This is a genomic window from Thermobispora bispora DSM 43833 (genome assembly GCF_000092645.1).
Classification (GTDB): Bacteria; Actinomycetota; Actinomycetes; order Streptosporangiales; family Streptosporangiaceae; genus Thermobispora; species Thermobispora bispora.
This window is the reverse complement of the sequence record NC_014165.1, coordinates 1,417,716-1,434,884: the sequence shown is the minus strand read 5'-3', so window position 1 is coordinate 1,434,884 and position 17,169 is coordinate 1,417,716. Positions and strand designations below refer to the sequence as shown.

Below are 17,169 nucleotides of genomic sequence, written 5' to 3'. Positions count from 1 at the left end.
TACCCCGCCGCACCGAGCGCCAGGTCGGCAGCCTTTCTGGCTCGGTCTTCGCTCGGCGGCATGGGAGGGGTGTGTCTCCAGCGACCCCGCGGCGCTGAAGTTCGGTAACTGCAAGAAGGTCTGAGCCGCACCGTCAGCCGTCCCCGGCCGGGACGCCGCGCCCGCCCGGCCGGGTCGGGCGATGCGAGGCGGGAGATCCCGTGGTCCGGCATCCGCCCCGGCCCTGCCGGGGGACCGGGAGCGGAACCGGGCTGGGCGGCGGTCCAGCCCGGGCCACCCAGGCACCGGGATAGTCCACCCGGGCCACCCAGGCACCGGGATTCGTACGGAGCCGGCCTCGTCTCTTGCGCGGAGCCTCCGCCCCACCCCGGCACGCAGACGGCCGCCGGGACGAGGCCGAGGCGGTCATGCCGCGGGCGGCACGGCCCGCCGACCTGGGAGCCCGTACACCGCCCGAAGGGCTTTCACACCGGCGTGCGGCACCTCCACGTGGCCAGCGGTCACCGCGGACACCGGAGGTGGGCAGGAGGCCGGGGGGATTCAGGCCTCCTGAGAACGCCTCCCCGAGCTGGTACCTGCGGCCCTCCGGCTCACCCCTCGTAGAAGATCCGCTCCATGACCTGGCGCGCCCGGCGGGTGATCCGGCGGTAGTCGTCGACGAACTCCTCCGACCCGTCCGGCGGGTAGCCGAGCGCCCGGGCGATCATCGCGCGCTCCTTGACCCCGGTGGGGATGCTGTCGGAGGGCCGGCCGCGCACGAGCATGATGGCGTCCCGGATCCGGGAGGCGAACCGCCAGGCGTCCGCGAGCACCCGCTCGTCGGCCGGGTCGAGCAGGCCGGCCCCGGCCGCGGCGCGGAGCGCCTCGAGCGTCCGCGTGGTGCGCAGCGCGGGCACGGCGGCCGCGTGCCTGAGCTGGATGAGCTGGGCGGTCCATTCGACGTCGGAGAGCCCGCCGCGGCCGAGCTTGGTGTGCATCGTGGGGTCGGCGCCGCGCGGCAGCCGCTCGGCCTCCATCCGGGCCTTGAGCCGGCGGATCTGGAGCAGGTCCGCGCTCGGCACGCCCTCCACCGGGTAGCGCAGCCGGTCGGCGAGCGCGAGGAACTCCTCGGCGAGCGCGGCGTCCCCGGCGCAGTACCTCGCCCGCAACAGGGCCTGGGCCTCCCACGGTGACGACCACCGCTCGTAGTAGGCCCGGTAGGCGGCGAGCGTGCGGACCAGCGGCCCCTGCCGTCCCTCGGGGCGCAGGTCGGCGTCGAGGTGGAGCGGCGGATCCGGGGTGGGCATGGCGAGCAGCCGGCGGGTCTCCTCGGCCGCGGCATGGGCGGCCTCGGCGGCCTCCCGTTCGGCCGCCCCCGGCAGGGGCTCGTGCACGAACATCACGTCGGCGTCGCTCGCGTACGAGCACTCGTAGCCGCCGAGCCGGCCCATGGCGATCACGGTGAGCCGGGTGGGGAACGGCCTGCCCCGCTCCGCGGTGAGCTTGTGGATCGCCACGTCGAGGGCGGCCTGGATCGACACGTCGTTGAGCGTGGAGAGGACCTCACCGACCTTCTCGATGTCGATCAGCCCGAGCAGGTCGGCGCAGGCGGTGCGCAGCAGCTCCCGGCGGCGCAGGGCGCGGACCGCGGCCACCGCGTTCTCCGCGTCCTCCCGGTACCGGTCGACCACGGACGCGGCCTCGGCGGCGAGGGCCGAGGCGGGCCGCGGCGCGAGGTCGTCCGGCGAGCCGAGCATGGCGACCGCCTCGGGGGCGTGCAGCAGGAGCCCGGTCACGTAGCGGCTGGTGCCGAGCAGCCGGGCGAGCCGTTCGGCGACCACCGTCTCGTCGCGGAGCAGCCGCAGGTACCAGGGCGTGGTGCCGAGCCGGTCGCTCACCTGCCGGAAGCCGAGCAGGCCGGCGTCGGGGTCCGGGGCGTCGGCGAACCACCCGAGCATGACCGGGAGCAGGGTGCGCTGGATCGCGGCGCGCCGGGACAGCCCGGTGGTGAGCGCGGCGATGTGGCGCAGCGCGCCCTCGGGGTCGGCGTAGCCGAGCGCCTCGAGCCGGGCCTTCGCCGCCTCGGGGGTGAGCCGGACCTCCGACTCCGGCAGGCGCGCCACCGCCTGCAGCAGCGGCCGGTAGAAGAGCTTCTCGTGGAGCCGCCGCACCTGGAAGGAGTGGCGCTTCCAGGTGGCGGTGAACTCCCCTTCGGGGTCGGTGGTCATGCCGAGTCCCCGGCCGAGCCGGCGCAGCGCGGCCGGGTCCGACGGGACCACGTGGGTACGGCGGAGCCGGTGGAGCTGGAGCATGTGCTCGACCCGGCGGAGGAAGCGGTACGCCTCGGCGAGCGCCTTGGCGTCCTCGCGCCCCACGTACCCGCCCCGGGAGAGCGCGGCGAGCGCGGGGAGCGTGGCCCGGTGGCGCAGGGCGGGGTCGGTGCGGCCGTGCACGAGCTGGAGGAGCTGCACGGCGAACTCGATGTCCCGCAGGCCGCCGGGCCCGAGCTTGATCTGCCGGTCGGCCCGGCCGCCCGGGGCGGTCGACTCCGCGTGCGCGGCGACCCGGCGGCGCATCGCCTGCACGTCTTCCACGAAACCGTCCCGCGCCGCCGCCTGCCAGACCATGTCGCCGACCGCGGCGGCGTACCGCCGGCCGAGGTCGGGGTCGCCCGCGACCGGCCGCGCCTTGAGCAGGGCCTGGAACTCCCAGGTCTTGGCCCAGCGGCGGTAGTAGGCGAGGTGGCTCTCCAGGGTCCGGACCAGCGGGCCGTTCTTGCCCTCGGGGCGCAGGTTCGCGTCCACGGTCCACAGGGAGCCCTCGGGGGTGGTCGCCGAGCAGGCGTGCATCAGGCTCTGGGCGAGCCGGGTCGCGATCTGCAGGGCCTTGGTCTCGTCGGCGCCCTCCTTCGGCTCCGCGACGAAGATCACATCGACGTCGGAGATGTAGTTGAGCTCCCGGGCGCCGCACTTGCCCATGCCGATCACGGCGAGGCGCGCCTCGGTGGCGCCGGGGGTCTCCGCGCGGGCCACGGCGAGGGCGGCCTCGAGCGCCGCGGCGGCGAGGTCGGAGAGCGCGGCGCAGGTCTCCTCCAGGCCCGCCTCCCCGCTGGCGTCCCGCCCGGCGATGTGGCACAGCCTGCCCCGGTAGGCGATGCGGAGCGCGTCGAGGGCCGCACCGCCGGTCAGGCCGGCGACGGGCTCGTCGGACTTGGGGTCGGCGCCGACCGCGCGGAGCAGCTCGGCGCGCATCTGTGAGCCGGTGAGCCGGTCGGCGGGCCGTACCGCCTCCAGCGACCCGGGGTGCCGGGCGAGGTGGTCGCCGAGGGCCGCGCTGAGGCCGAGGATGCCGATGACCCGGCGGCGGAGCAGCGGGGATTCGCGCAGGGCGCGCAGGACGCCCGGGTCGGACTCAGCCAGCCGGGTGAGCGAAAGGAGCGCGAGATCAGGGTCCGCGGCCCGGAGCAGCTCGCCGAGGAGCTCGAGATCGCCGTGCGCCTCCGGGCCGAGCTCGGTCAGCAGCCGCTCGGCCCGGGCGCCGTCCGCGAACCCCAGTGCGGCGAGGCGTCCTGCGGTGGTCTGGATCCGAGACGCCGCCCTCACCTTCCTCGATCGCCGTTGCCGATGGGGCCGCGGGCGGGGAGGCGGGCCGCCTCCGCACCCGCGCCGCCGGCGGATCCGCCGCGGGTCCGCGCGCCGGGCCGGCCCGCGGGCGCCGGGCGTGCGCTGCCGCCGGGGTTTCCAGCGTAAATCACCCGCCCGCCGATCACCCGCGGGCCGCCCGGATCCCCACCGGTCACGCGCCCGTGCGGTGCCCGGCGACCACGGCGGCGAACGACTCCGCGAACGGCCGCCAGACCGCCTGGAGCTCGGCCTCGGCCTCCGTCACCTGGGCGATCAGCTTTTCGCGCTCCCCGGGGCCGTACGGGCTGTCGTCCATCCACCTAGTGAAACCGCCGGGCGTGACCTCGGGGTGGAACTGCACCGCCCAGGCCCGCTCGCCCAGCCGGTAGGCCTGGTTGGGGTAGCTCGTCCCGGTCGCCAGCCGCACCGCGCCCTGGGGCAGCTCGGTCATCGCGTCGTAGTGGTACTGCACGGCGCAGACCCGCCGCCCGGCCAGGGCGGAGAAGAGCGGGTCGCCCGCGGCCTCGCCGAGCACGTCGATCTCCTTGAGCCCGATCTCGGGCCCGGCGGCGCCGCGCTCCACCCGGCCGCCGCAGGCGAGGGTCATGAGCTGGGCGCCGAGGCAGATGCCGAGCGTCGGCACGCCCTCGGCGACGCTCCGGGCGAGCAGCGCCCGGGTGGCGGGGAGCCAGCCGCACTTGCCGTCCTCCCACGCCGCGGCGCTCCCGCCCAGGACGAGCAGCCCGTCCCGCGCCCGCTCCGGGATTCGATCGCCGCGGTACGGCCGGTGCACCTCGCAGCGGAGGCCGGCGTCCGCCAGCCACCCGGCGAAGAACCCCAGACCGACGTCGGCCTCGTGTTCGATCACCGTGACGGTCGCGGGCGCGCTGCCGGTGGGGGCGGTGGTGTTCTCCTGGGTCATCGTCTCTCCATGGGTGGCCGTCGGATGGGGCGGCTGGGGTCACCCGGGCGCGGGGTTCACGCCCCGGATCGCCGGGGCGGGCCCGTCACCGGGCCGGGCGGCTTGGAGCGGTTCAGGCGGAGGCGGCGCGGGGGATGATCCAGACGGCCCGGGCGGCCGCCACCAGGGTGCCGTCGACCTCGTAGACGGCGCTGATCCCGAACAGCTTGCGGCCCTCCCGGCCGACGGCGCGGGCCACGACCGAGTAGGTGCCGAGCGGGTAGACGCGGCGGTACACCCGCGCGGTGAGCCGGCCGAGCAGCGCGACCGGCCGATCGCCGGAGGCGGTGAAGTCGGCGACCGGGTAGTGCGCCCAGCCGGTGACGCAGTCGAGGGCGGCCCAGACGATCGAGTCGGGGATGACGCCCTGGTCGTCGGTGACGCCGACCGGGACCCGCCAGCCGGCGGCGACCAGGTCGGTCCCCTCCACGGGGCCCGGGAAGATCCGCAGGCCGTCACCGGGCTCCCGGAGCCCGCACGCGAAGCACTCGGCGATGGCGTGGTTCCGGCGTCCGGGGAAGCCCTCCTCGGCGCGCGCGGCGGTGGTGAACGGCACGAAAGGGGGCGGCGTCAGCTCCTCGGTGACCGGGATGGCCTCGGCCAGGTGCTCCGCACCGTGGTACAGCGTGACCGTGTTGCCGACGTGTTCGACGGTGAGCTCGGTCTCGAGCGGCACCGGACGGCGCAGTGTCACCTCTACGGCCGAGTCATGTCCGGCCCCGGCCAGCGCGTTCGCCAGGGTGCCGGCGATCCACCCGCCGTTCGCCGTGCCCTTGGGGCCGCAGAAACGTTCCGGCACGGACAGCGTGGTCGTCACCTTCGAGGCAGCCGTCACAGCATCACTCCTTGCCTATTCACCCCAAATGCGACATCAGTCGCAATGAAGGCGAATTTTATCGACGGCATGATCATTAAAGCAGCCGGGGGTGTCCCGGAGATGAGCAGGCTGTTACCTGCCGATGACGCCGGCGGCCCGCTCGGGCCACCGGCGCGACGGCCCGGTCAGAGCACCGGGAGGTAGCGGCTCAGCTCGTACTCGGTCACCTGACGCCGGTACTCCGCCCACTCCTGCCGCTTGTTGCGGAGGAAGAACTCGAAGACGTGCTCACCGAGCGTCTCCGCGACCAGCTCGCTCCGCTCCATCGCGGCGAGCGCCTCGTCCAGCGACTGCGGGAGCGGCTGGATGCCGAGCGCGCGCCGCTCGGCCGGGGTGAGGGCCCACACGTCGTCCTCGGCGCCCGGGGGCATCTCGTAGCCCTCCTCGATGCCCTTCAGCCCGGCGGCGAGGATCACCGCGAAGGCGAGGTACGGGTTGCACGCCGAGTCCAGCGACCGGAACTCGATGCGCGTCGACGCGCCCTTGTGGGGCTTGTACATCGGGATCCGGACCAGCGCCGACCGGTTGTTGTGCCCCCAGCAGATGTAGGCGGGGGCCTCCCCGCCCGCGCCCGCGGTCTTCTCCGCCCCGCCCCAGAGCCGCTTGTAGGAGTTCACCCACTGGTTGCAGATCGCGGTGATCTCGGCGGCGTGCCGGAGGAGACCGGCGATGAACGACCGGCCGATCTTGGAGAGCTGGTACTCCGCGCCCGGCTCGTAGAAGGCGTTCCGGTCGCCCTCGAACAGCGACATGTGGGTGTGCATGCCCGAGCCCGGGTACTCGGTGAACGGCTTGGGCATGAACGAGGCCCACACGCCCTGCTCCAGCGCCACCTCCTTCACGACCAGGCGGAAGGTCATGATGTTGTCCGCCGTGGTCAGCGCGTCCGCGTACCGCAGGTCGATCTCCTGCTGGCCCGGCGCCGCCTCGTGGTGGCTGAACTCCACCGAGATGCCCATCGACTCGAGCATCATGATCGCGTTGCGCCGGAAGTCGTGGCCGGCGCTGTGCGGCGTGTGGTCGAAGTAGCCGCCCTCGTCGATGGGCTCGGGCCGCTCCCCCGGTCCGGGCTTCTTCCGCAGCAGGAAGAACTCCACCTCCGGGTGCGTGTAGAAGGTGAAGCCCATGTCGGCGGCCTTGGCGAGGGTGCGCTTGAGCACCCACCGCGGGTCCGCGTGCGACGGGGAACCGTCCGGCAGGACGATGTCGCAGAACATGCGGGCCGCGCCCGGCGACTCACTGCGCCACGGCAGGATCTGGAAGGTGGACGGGTCCGGCTTGGCCAGCATGTCGGACTCGTACACCCGGGCGAAGCCTTCGATCGATGAGCCGTCGAATCCGATACCCTCGGTGAAGGCCCCTTCGAGCTCGGCCGGCGCGATCGCGACCGACTTGAGGAAGCCGAGCACATCGGTGAACCACAGCCGGATGAACCGGATGTCCCGCTCCTCGATCGTCCGGAGGACGAATTCCTGCTGGCGGTCCAAGGCGCACCTCTCGGTGAATACAGGGCCGGTTCCTATCAGTGTGCCCCATCAGTGTTTCGCCGTGGTTACCGAACCCCGGCCGGGGGCACGCCCGGCCCGTGATCCCCGTTACGCCCCGTAAATGAGTGAGTCTCCGAGCGGGGTGCGGCGGTAGAGCACCTGCCGGCCGAGCCGCTGCCGGGAGACCAGGCCGCAGTCGAAGAGCACCGTGAGGTGCTGGCTCACCGCCCCGGGGGTGAGCCCGAACAGCCGGGCGATCCCGGTCGCCGAGCCGGGCTCCCCGAGCGCGGTGAGGATCTGCGCCCGGGTCCGCCCGATGAGCGCGGCGAGGGCCCCCGGCACGCAGTGGCCGCCCTCCGACCAGAGCGTGCCGACCCCGCGCGCGGGGTAGCAGAGCATGGGCCGGTACGGCTCGTGCATCACGTAGACGCCCGGCCAGCCGAAGACGCTCGGCACGAGGACGAGGCCCTCCCCGCGGATCTCGCCGGTGTACTGGTACGCCTTGACCGCGACGAGGCGGTCGCCGTGCCAGGACACCGAGGGGTGGAGGTCGGCGAACAGCTCCCGCACCCCACCGGCGGCGAGCCGGCGGGCCCGCCAGAGCACGTCGGCGTCGAGCAGCGCCTGCACGCGCGGCCAGAACTCCTCGAGCGCGGCGGTCCAGTACTCGAGCATCCGGTCGGCCACCCGCCGGACGCCGGCGGCCGGATCCTCCAGGAACCGCTCGAGGGTCCGCGGATCGTCCGACCGCACCCAGGAGAGCTCCTCCCGGACGACCTCGGGGGGCGTCGTGCGCACCCGCTCCAGCTCGGCGGCGACGCCCGGAACCGGCGACTCGGGCGGCGGGGTGAGGAAGTCGGGGATGTAGCCGGAGAGCGGCACCAGGGCGAACAGCTCGCGCAGGTCGAGGTCGCCCAGGCGGGGCCGTACCGCGCGCAGCCACGGCAGGTGGAGCGAGTGCCGGGAGGGGGCGCGCAGCACGCGCACGCTCATCACCAGCTCCCACAGCGGGGAGAACGCGAACCGCAACCGGGCCACGTCGTCCGCGGTGAACCGCCACTCCACCGTCATCGCCGCCTCCGCCACCGACGTTTTAGCCAAGGCTAAAGGAATCGCCCGCCGACCATCCGATGATCAAGGTGGGCCCCATGACGTCGACGGGGATCACTACAGCGGGGTTCATCCGGTCACGGGTGGGCGGGCTGCCACGCCCGTTCTGGGTGCTGTTCGGCGGCACGCTGGTCAACCGGCTCGGCACGATGGTGGAGCCGTTCATCGGCATCTACCTCACCCAGGCCCGGGGGATGCCGGTCACCGCGGCCGGGCTGGTGATGACGGTCTTCGGCCTCGGCTCGCTCTTCTCCCAGCCCCTGGCCGGCTGGCTGACCGACCGGGTGGGGCGGCGGGCGACGCTGAGCGGCGGCATGGTGGCGACCGCGGTCACCATGCTCGCCCTGGGGTACGCCACCAATCTCGCGGGCATCTGCGCCGCGATGTTCGTGCTCGGCGTGGTGATCGACGCCTACCGCCCCGCGTCCCAGGCGCTCGTCGCCGACCTGGTGCGGCCCGAGGACCGGCCGCGCGCGTACGGCCTGCTGTTCTGGGCGATCAACCTCGGCTACTCGGTCTCGATGGTCGCCGGCGGCTGGCTGGCCCGGTCGGGGTTCACCCTGCTCTTCTGGATCGACGCGTTCACCTGCCTGGTCTTCGGCCTGCTGGTGTGGCGCGCGGTCCCCGAGACCCGGCGCGCGGCCCGGGAGGGGAAGGAGGCCGGCGGGTTCCGCGACGTGCTGCGGGACCGGGTGATGGTCGCGTACGCGCTGACCTGCCTGATGTTCTACGTCGTCTACGCCCAGTCGTACACCACGCTGCCGCTCGCCATGACCGCGCAGGGCCTGCCCACCAGCTCGTACGGCATGGCGATGGCGGTGAACGGCCTGCTGATCGTGCTCATCCAGCCCTTCAGCACGGTCTGGCTCGCCCGGTTCGAGCCGAGCCGGGTGCTCGCGACGGGCTACGCCATCGCCGGGGTGGGGTTCATGCTCACCGCGGTGATGTCGACCACGGCGGGGCACGCCACCGCGGTCGCGGTCTGGACCCTGGGCGAGATCGTCACCGCCGGCATCCACGGGACGATCGTCGCCGCGCTCGCCCCCGCCCACCTGCGCGGCCGGTACTCCGGCCTGTACGGCCTGTCCTGGTCGGCCGCCGGGCTGCTCGCGCCGCTCATCGGCACCCGGCTGCTCGCCGTCGGCCCCGAGGTGCTCTGGCCGGTGATGGGCGGGCTCGCGCTGCTCGCCGCCGCCGCGCAGCTCTCGCTCACCCGGGCCATCCGCGCCCGGCAGGCGGCGTGAGCGCGGCCGGACGGCCCCGGCGGGGCGGGTCGGGGGCCTCGCCCCGCCGGGCTCCCGGCGCGGCCCGGGCGCGCGGGTGACCGGAGCGCGCCCTCTCCCCGGGAGCGCGCGGGCGGCCGGTCCGGTTCCCGGCCCCGGGCCGGGTGCCGGTCAGGCCACCGCCGCGGGCTCCTCGCTCGGGCGCTCCCCGGCCCGCCGTCCGGCGCGGTCCCGGAGGGAGTAGAGGCTGACCGGGACACCCGCCAGCATGATCGCGGCACCGATGATCAAGGTGAGCCGGTAGCCGTCGAGGAAGGCGGTGAGCGGGGACGCGCCGGCCGCGAGCGCCGCCGCCCGGTGCGAGGTGAGGATCGCGCCGAGGACCGTCACCCCGAGCAGGCCGAAGACCTCCCGGCCGACGTTGAGCACCCCGGAGGCCACCCCGGCCCGCCGCTCGGGCATCGCGCCGAGGATCGCCGCGGTGAGCGGCACCAGCAGGCCGCTGCCGGCCCCGTAGAGCAGGAACCAGGGCAGGATGTCCCGGTAGCCGCCCTCCCCGCCGACGAGGGAGAGGCCGAAGACGGCGACGGCCGTCAGCCCCAGGCCGAGCGCAGAGGTCCCGGCGGCGCCGAGCCGTCCGGCGATCCGCGGGGCGACGGGCGCGACGGCCGCGGTGACCAGGGCCATCGGGGCGAAGGCGGCGCCGGCCTGGACCGGGGTGAAGCCGAGCACGTTCTGCAGCCACAGCGCGCTGAAGAAGTAGACGCCGAACACCCCGAACGACCACAGGCCGACGGCGAGCACGCCTCCCGTGTAGACCCGGGAGCGGAACAGCGAAAGGTCGATCATCGGCTCGGCCGCCCTGGCCTCGGCGGCCGCGAACGCCGCAGCTGCGGCGAGCGCCACGCCGAAGGCGGCGAGGATCTCCGGGGAGGTCCAGCCGTGGCCGGTCCCCTCGATGAGCGCGTAGGTCAGCGCGGACAGCGCGAGCGTCGAGGCGGCCAGGCCGGGCAGGTCGAGGCCGCGCCTGGCGCCGGAAGGAGTGGGCGGGATCGCCCACCGGGCGAGGGCCAGCGCGGCGGCGCCGATCGGCACGTTGATCAGGAAGATCCAGCCCCAGTGCCAGGTCTGGCTGATGAGGCCGCCGGCGAGCGGGCCGAGCGCCATGGAGAGCGCGCCGGTGGCGCTCACGACGCCCACGGCCGCGCCGCGTTCGCGCCGGTCCTTGAAGATCATCGGGAGCAGGCCGAGCGCGGCGGGCGTGAGCAGGGCCGCGCCGATGCCCTGCACCGCGCGGGCGGCGATGAGCGTCCCCCCGTCGGGGGCGAGCCCGGCGCCGAGCGAGGCGAGGGAGAACACGGCCAGGCCGGTGGCGAAGACCCGGCGCGCGCCGAGGACGTCCGCGAGCCGCCCGGCGGCGAGCATCAGCCCGGCGAAGAGCAGGATGTAGCTGCTCGTGACCCATTCCAGCCCGGAGATGCTCAGCCCCAGCTCGCGCTGGAGGGTGGGCAGGGCCACGTTCACCACGTTGTTGTCGAGGGTCGTCAGGAAGGTGGCCGCGGTCACCGCGGCAAGGGCCCACCACCGCCGTCCGTCGCTCACCCGACCTCCTTATATGCCGTACATTTACACCGTACATGTACGGCGTATAGTCCGATATACGCCGTATAGTTGTCAAACGTGATGGGTAAGCTGAGCCGGCAGGCCGTGCTGGAGGGGGCGCTGCGGCTCGCCGACGAGGAGGGCGTGGCGGCGGTCACCATCCGGCGCCTCGCGGGCGAGCTCCAGGTCACGCCGATGGCGCTGTACTGGCACTTCAAGAACAAGGACGAGCTGCTCGCCGCCGCGGCCGACCACCTCATGACCGGCGTGATCGCGGACATCCCGCCCGGCCGCGGCTGGCGGGAGCGGCTGCGCGCCCTGGTGGAGGCCCTGGTCGGCACCATGCGCGCCCACCCGAGCCTGCCCGCCCTGCTTCAGGTGGCCGACAAGGAGCAGGTCGAGAGCCACACCCGGGCCACCGAGGCCGTGCTGGACATCCTGGCCGAGGCGGGCTTCACCCTCGAGGAGGGCGACACCATCGCGTCCTACCTGCTCAACGGGGTGGTCACCCTGGTGCACGGCCGGCTCGACTGCCGCGCCGGCATGACCCCCGAGAAGGTGGCGGAGGAGCGGCGCATGCGCGCGCTCCGGCTGCAGGCCCTTCCCCCCGACCGCTTCCCCCGGCTGGTCGAGTACGGGCGGACGCTCGAGCGGCCCTCCGACGCCGAGCGGTACTTCGCCTTCGGCGTCGACCTCCTCGTCGCCGGGGTGGAGGCCATGGCGGCGGCCCGGGCGCGCGAGCGCTCCGGATGACGGCCGCCGGCCCGGCGCGGGGACGGCGACGGCCATCGGACCCGGCGCCACTGCGGCGCCGGACGGGGACTTAGGGTGGATCCGTGGCTCAACTCCGTATCGCCCTCGCGCAGACCAATCCCGTCGTCGGCGACATCACAGGCAACGCGGAGATGCTCGTCGAGTGGACGCGACGGGCCGCCGAGCGGAACGCCCACCTCGTCGCCTTCCCCGAGATGTTCCTCACCGGTTACCCGCCCGAGGACCTGGTGCTCCGCTCCTCGTTCGTGGAGGCCTCGACCTCGGCGCTCACCGCGGCGGCGGAGCGGCTCGCCGCGGAAGGGCTCGGCGACCTCCCGGTGATCGTGGGGTACCTCGACCGGGCCGGCCTCACCCCGCGGGTCGGCCAGCCCAAGGGCGCGCCCCTCGACGCGGCCGCCCTGCTCCACCGCGGCCGGGTCATCACCAAGTCGGCCAAGCACCACCTGCCCAACTACGGGGTCTTCGACGAGCACCGCTACTTCGTGCGCGGCGACCGCCTGCCGATCTTCCGGCTGCACGGGATCGACGTGGCCGTCGCGATCTGCGAGGACCTGTGGCAGGACGGCGGCCCGGTCTCGGTCGTGGGCGAGGTCGGCGCCGGCCTGCTGGTGGTGCTCAACGGCTCGCCGTACGAGATGAACAAGGACGACGTGCGGCTGGAGCTGTGCGCCCGGCGCGCCCGGGAGGCCGGCTGCACCATCGCGTACGTCAACCTGGTCGGCGGCCAGGACGAGCTGGTCTTCGACGGCGACTCGCTCATCGTCTCCCCCACCGGTGAGCTGATCGCCCGGGCGGCCCAGTTCACCGAGGAGCTGCTCGTCGCCGACCTGGACCTCCCGGAGGGCACCGGGGAGCCGGGCGAGGTCCGGGTCGACGCCCGGGACGGCACGGTCATCACGGTCGAGCGGTTCACCATCTCCGCCGAGCCCGTGGCGCCGTACGAGCCGGAGCCGGCGAGGATCGCGGAACGCCTGGACGATCTGGCCGAGGTCTACCAGGCGCTGGTCCTCGGGACCCGCGACTACGTCACCAAGAACGGCTTCCGGTCGGTGATCCTCGGCCTCTCCGGCGGGATCGACTCCGCGCTCACCGCCACGATCGCGGTCGACGCCCTCGGGCCGTCCCGGGTGCACGCGGTGCTGATGCCCTCCCGCTACTCCTCCGAGCACTCGATCATCGACGCCGAGGAGCTGGTGCGCCGCCAGGGGATCAACGCGGTGACCGTGCCCATCACCGGCATCATGGAGGCCTTCGAGAAGGAGATCTCCCTGCACGGCCTGGCCGCGGAGAACCTGCAGGCCCGGATCCGGGGCATGATCCTGATGAGCCTGTCGAACGAGCACGGCCACCTGGTGCTCACCACCGGGAACAAGAGCGAGCTCGCCACCGGGTACAGCACCCTGTACGGCGACTCGGCCGGCGGGTTCGCCCCGATCAAGGACGTGCTCAAGACCATGGTCTGGCGGCTCGCCGAGTGGCGGAACGCCCAGCCGCCCGGGCCGCCGCCGATCCCGGAGAACTCCATCACCAAGGAGCCGAGCGCGGAGCTGCGGCCCGGCCAGCGGGACACCGACTCGCTCCCGCCCTACCACGTGCTCGACCCGCTCCTGCGGGACTACGTGGAGCGGGACATGGGCCGGGACGAGCTGATCGCGGCGGGCCACGATCCGGAGCTGGTCACCCGGGTGATCCGCATGGTGGACCGGGCCGAGTACAAGCGCCGCCAGTACCCGCCGGGCCCCAAGATCACGCCGAAGAACTTCGGCCGCGACCGCCGGCTTCCGCTCACCAACCGGTGGCGGGAGCGGCTCGCCTGACCCTGGCGATCAGGGTGCGGCACGCCCGATCGGCGGTCGCGGTACGGCACGTCCCGCCCCGGCGGCCAGGGCCCGATGGGATCGGCCGCCGGGGTCCATGGTGGCCCTGGGCCGGCGCCGGATCCCGGCGTCGAGGTGCGGCCCGCCTCGGCCTCGTGGCCACGGAGGGACTCGCCCGGCCCCGGCGGTCAGCGGGACCGGAACCCGGCGAGCGCCTCGTCCACGATGCGCTCCGGCAGGTCGGGCGGGAGTGATCCGGGGTCGCACCACTTCGTGTACGAGATCATCGCCCCGGACAGGAGGGCGAGCGCGACCTCGACGTCGAGGTCACGGCGGAGCTCACCGCTCTCGATCCCCCGGTGCAGCACGGCGCGGATGGCGGCCCGCCAGGGCTCGACCGCGGTCACCCGGAACCGCTCGGCGAGGCGCGGGTGACGCTCGGGATCGCACACGGCGAGGTTCATCAGGCAGCGGGCCCGCCGGTCACCGGACTCGTCCCGGAGGATCCGCAGGTAGGTCACCAGGGCCTCCCGGACGGACGCGCCGGTCAGCGGCGGGATCGGCGCCTTCAGGGTGGCGAGCGCGTCGGCGACCAGATCCTCCTTGTTCGACCAGCGGCGGTAGACCGTGGTCTTGCCGACGCCCGCCCGGGCGGCGATCGCCTCGATCGACACCTCGGCGACGCTCATGCCCTCCGCGAGCATGTCGAGCGCCGCCTCGAGGATCGCCTTGTCCGCCTTCTCGCTGCGTGGCCGGCCCACCGGGCGGGCCGGTCCCGCCGTCCGCTGCTCCTTCATCGCCTGATCACAGTACCGCCGCTTCCTTCTTCCGCTCACCTGGAACCTCGGCCGCGGCGGCCGCCTTGCCGGGCATCCAGCGCGCCGTGATCAGCGCGCCGAGCAGGCCGATCGCTGCGGCGCCGAGCGCCGCCCAGTGCATGCCGGTGAGGAAGGCGTCGTTGGCCGCCTCCATCACCCGCGCGGCCGCGGGGCCGAGCCGGCCGGCCACCCCGGCGGCCCCGGAGATCGACTCCACGACCGCCTCCCGGAGCGGCTCGGGAAGGGCGCCGGCCTTGCCCTCCATCTCGCCGCGGTACACGGCGGAGAGGATCGCGCCGAGCACCGCGATGCCGAACGTGCCGCCCACCTGCCGGAAGACGTTGTTCATCGACGAGCCCACACCGGCCTTCTCCCGCGGCAGGGCGTTCATGATGGCCGTGGTCGCCGGGGGCATGATGTTCGCCATCGCGGCGCCCTGGAAGAACGCGAGCACCAGCAGGATCCACACCGGGGTGGCCTCGTCCACCAGGGCGTACGCGGCGAGGCAGCCGCTGATCACCACCATCGCCGTGGTGCCCACCGCCTTGGGGCCGAAGCGCTGCGTGATCCGCGTGCTCTGCGGGGCGAAGATGAGCTGCGCGGCGGCGAACGGCAGCACCAGCACCCCGGTCTCCAGCGGGGAGTAGCCGCGGACGATCTGCCAGTAGAAGGAGATGAAGAACATCATCCCGGTGGCGGCGAAGAACACCAGGCCGACGGTGGTGAGGGCCGTCGTGAACATCGGGCTGCGGAAGTGCCGCACGTCGAAGGCCGGGTGGTCGATCCGGTACTCGTACCAGACGAAGCCCGCGAGGATCGCCAGGCCGATCAGCGAGGGGACGATCACCGTGGCGTCGGCGACCGTGCCGAGGTCGGTGATCCGCACCAGCCCGTAGACCAGGCTCACCAGGCCGGCGATGGAGAGCAGCACGCCGCCGGGGTCGAGCCGGCTCGGGTTCGGGTCCCTGGACTCGGGGACGAGCGCGGCGTTGAGCGCCAGGGCGAGGGCCACGATCGGGACGTTGATCAGGAAGACCGAGCCCCACCAGAAGTGCTCGAGCAGCAGGCCGCCGGTGACCGGGCCGATCGTGATCGCGATGCCGACGCCGCTGGCCCAGATGCCGATCGCCTTGCCGCGCTCGCGGAGCGGGAAGACGTTGGAGATGATCGCCAGGGTGGCCGGCATGATCGCGGCGCCGCCGATGCCCATGATCGCCCGCGCGCCGATGAGCTGGCCCGGGGTCTGCGCGTAGGCGCTCGCCAGCGAGGAGAGCCCGAAGACCAGCATGCCGATCATGAGGGTGCGCTTGCGCCCGTACCGGTCGCCGATCACGCCGAAGGTGAACAGCAGACCGGCGAAGGCGAGCGTGTAGGAGTTCATCGCCCACTCCAGCTCGCCCTGGGTGGCGCCGAGCCCGTGCACCGGGTCGGCGATCGTCTTGATCGCGACGTTGAGGATCGTGTTGTCCAGGACGACGGCGAGCAGGCTGAACACCATCACGCCGAGGATCTGCCACCGCCGTGGATGACCGGAATGCTCGTGCAACGCACCCCCCTTGGTCTAGGAACGAGTTACGCAACGGCAGCGTAGCGAAATGCATTTCGATACGCAACAGGAGCGTTTCATAATCGCTCCGGCCAGGGGTTTCCGTTCAAGAGGAGAGCGGCCGCTCCATCTGCTCCCCCGCGGCAACGTCCACCCGGTCGCCGCCGGCCCGCGGCCCATGCCCCCCGCGCTGGAACGGCAGGGCGGCGAACGCGCAGAGCAGGCCGATCCCCCCGCAGAGCGCGAAGGCGATCGCTGGGCCGAAGCCGTCGATCATCGCGCCGGCGGCCGGGGCGGCGAGCGCCCCGCCGATGGTGAGCGCCATGCCGTGCAGGCCCATCGCCTCGCCTCGCGCCCCCGCCGGCACCCGCCGGTTGACCGCGTCGACCGAGGACGAGATCGCGGGCGCGCACAGCAGCCCGGACGGGATCAACGCCAGCAGGATCCACCACCATTCCCCGCCGACGAGCCCGATCGGCGCCGTGACCGCGGAGAGCGCGCCGATCAGCAGGAGCGGGTGCAGGCCCCGCGGCATCCCGCCGTAGATCAGGCCGCCCATGATCGAGTAGGCGCTCCACACGGCGAGGACCAGGCCGCTCCACTCCGTCGCCCCGCTCCCCCGCAGCATGGCGATGATCGCGAGCTCGGTCGCGGTGAGCACGAACGTCAGCCCGGCGACCGCGCCGAGCAGGGTGGCGAGCCCGGCGCCGAGCCACTCCCGCCGCGGCACCGGCCGGTCGCCGGCGCGCTGCTCCTCCGCCGAGCGGATCGGCGGGTTGAGCAGGTACATCACCAGCCCGGAGCCGACCAGGCCCACGCCGGTGCCGTACAGGGTCGCCGTGGTGGAGACCGCCGTCGCCGCGGCGGCGGCCACGGCCGGGCCGACCATGTACGCGAGATCGACGCCGATCGAGTCGAGGGCGAACGCGGTCCGGTACCGGTCGGCGGGAACCATGGCCGCGAGGCACTGCCGTACCGCGCCGAAGACCGGCGGCGCGAACAGGCCGGCGAGGAAGACCGTGGACGCCAGCACCGGGAACGACATGACCGGCGCGAAACTCCAGAAAAGGAGCTGCACGATCGCGGTCACCGCCATCACCGGCCGCAGGCCGTACCGGTCGATGCACCGGCCGGCGATCGGCGCGCCCAGCGCGTTCCCGATCAAAACGATGGCGCCCACCATCCCGGCCCCGAAGAATCCGGTCTCCAGGCCGTTCACCACGTGGAGGGTCAGCGCCATTCCGGAGCCGGTGAGCGGAATCCTCGCGATGAGGCCGACGAGAAGCAGCGTCCGCACACCCGGCAGGCCCAGGACCTGCCGGTAAGACGCGAAAGCCATGATCGTTACTTAC

12 protein-coding genes are annotated in these 17,169 nt (G+C 73.6%); 3 read left to right on the top strand and 9 right to left on the bottom strand.

Annotated elements, in window-relative coordinates:
- Window positions 1-590: 590 nt before the first annotated feature.
- The 5 genes from TBIS_RS06315 to TBIS_RS06295 form a co-directional block, all read right to left on the bottom strand.
- The gene (locus tag TBIS_RS06315) at window positions 591-3,581 is read right to left on the bottom strand and encodes a bifunctional [glutamine synthetase] adenylyltransferase/[glutamine synthetase]-adenylyl-L-tyrosine phosphorylase (protein ID WP_013131513.1); all 2,991 of its coding nucleotides are present in this window, start codon (window positions 3,579-3,581) and stop codon (window positions 591-593) included.
- A 193-nt stretch (window positions 3,582-3,774) separates the two neighbouring features.
- Complete coding sequence (locus TBIS_RS06310; RefSeq protein ID WP_013131512.1) at window positions 3,775-4,524, bottom strand: type 1 glutamine amidotransferase; 750 nt, start codon at window positions 4,522-4,524, stop codon at window positions 3,775-3,777.
- A 112-nt stretch (window positions 4,525-4,636) separates the two neighbouring features.
- On the bottom strand, window positions 4,637-5,398 hold the full coding sequence (locus TBIS_RS06305; protein ID WP_013131511.1) for a hypothetical protein: 762 nt from the start codon (window positions 5,396-5,398) through the stop codon (window positions 4,637-4,639).
- A gap of 167 nt (window positions 5,399-5,565) precedes the next feature.
- A complete protein-coding gene (glnA, locus tag TBIS_RS06300) occupies window positions 5,566-6,927 on the bottom strand; it encodes a type I glutamate--ammonia ligase (protein WP_013131510.1) in 1,362 nt (453 codons plus the stop codon).
- 108 nt (window positions 6,928-7,035) lie between these two features.
- Window positions 7,036-7,998 (bottom strand): DUF5937 family protein, encoded by a 963-nt coding sequence (locus tag TBIS_RS06295; RefSeq protein WP_013131509.1) that lies wholly within the window; start codon window positions 7,996-7,998, stop codon window positions 7,036-7,038.
- A gap of 77 nt (window positions 7,999-8,075) precedes the next feature.
- Between TBIS_RS06295 and TBIS_RS06290 the strand changes: the two genes are divergently transcribed.
- Window positions 8,076-9,281 (top strand): MDR family MFS transporter, encoded by a 1,206-nt coding sequence (locus TBIS_RS06290; RefSeq protein WP_241019900.1) that lies wholly within the window; start codon window positions 8,076-8,078, stop codon window positions 9,279-9,281.
- Window positions 9,282-9,431: 150 nt separating this feature from the next.
- Here the strand turns inward: TBIS_RS06290 and TBIS_RS06285 are convergent, their stop codons facing one another.
- The gene (locus TBIS_RS06285) at window positions 9,432-10,862 is read right to left on the bottom strand and encodes an MFS transporter (RefSeq protein ID WP_013131507.1); all 1,431 of its coding nucleotides are present in this window, start codon (window positions 10,860-10,862) and stop codon (window positions 9,432-9,434) included.
- Window positions 10,863-10,943: 81 nt separating this feature from the next.
- Here TBIS_RS06285 and TBIS_RS06280 point away from each other — a divergent pair, with 81 nt between their 5' ends.
- Window positions 10,944-11,615 carry a TetR/AcrR family transcriptional regulator gene (locus TBIS_RS06280; protein ID WP_013131506.1) on the top strand — a complete coding sequence of 224 codons (672 nt, stop codon included), beginning with the start codon at window positions 10,944-10,946 and terminating at the stop codon, window positions 11,613-11,615.
- A gap of 83 nt (window positions 11,616-11,698) precedes the next feature.
- Entirely contained in the window at window positions 11,699-13,453 is a 1,755-nt protein-coding gene (locus TBIS_RS06275; protein ID WP_013131505.1) for an NAD+ synthase, read from the top strand.
- Window positions 13,454-13,641: 188 nt separating this feature from the next.
- On the opposite strand, the gene TBIS_RS06270 is transcribed toward TBIS_RS06275, so the two are convergent.
- The 3 genes from TBIS_RS06270 to TBIS_RS06260 form a co-directional block, all read right to left on the bottom strand.
- The gene (locus TBIS_RS06270; protein ID WP_241019899.1) at window positions 13,642-14,289 is read right to left on the bottom strand and encodes a TetR/AcrR family transcriptional regulator; all 648 of its coding nucleotides are present in this window, start codon (window positions 14,287-14,289) and stop codon (window positions 13,642-13,644) included.
- The gene (locus TBIS_RS06265; protein ID WP_041431286.1) at window positions 14,258-15,817 is read right to left on the bottom strand and encodes an MFS transporter; all 1,560 of its coding nucleotides are present in this window, start codon (window positions 15,815-15,817) and stop codon (window positions 14,258-14,260) included. The genes TBIS_RS06270 and TBIS_RS06265 overlap by 32 nt, the downstream gene beginning before the upstream one ends.
- 106 nt (window positions 15,818-15,923) lie before the next feature.
- Window positions 15,924-17,156: an MFS transporter gene (locus TBIS_RS06260; protein WP_013131502.1), complete on the bottom strand. Its 1,233-nt coding sequence runs from the start codon at window positions 17,154-17,156 to the stop codon at window positions 15,924-15,926.
- Window positions 17,157-17,169 lie beyond the last annotated feature (13 nt).

Bases quoted from the DNA above. Each gene is read 5' to 3' on its own strand.
- TBIS_RS06310 (WP_013131512.1), bottom strand. From the start codon at position 4,524: ATGACCCAGGAGAACACCACCGCCCCCACCGGCAGCGCGCCCGCGACC.
- TBIS_RS06295 (WP_013131509.1), bottom strand. From the start codon at position 7,998: ATGACGGTGGAGTGGCGGTTCACCGCGGACGACGTGGCCCGGTTGCGG.
- TBIS_RS06290 (WP_241019900.1), top strand. From the start codon at position 8,076: ATGACGTCGACGGGGATCACTACAGCGGGGTTCATCCGGTCACGGGTG.
- TBIS_RS06280 (WP_013131506.1), top strand. From the start codon at position 10,944: ATGGGTAAGCTGAGCCGGCAGGCCGTGCTGGAGGGGGCGCTGCGGCTC.
- TBIS_RS06260 (WP_013131502.1), bottom strand. From the start codon at position 17,156: ATGGCTTTCGCGTCTTACCGGCAGGTCCTGGGCCTGCCGGGTGTGCGG.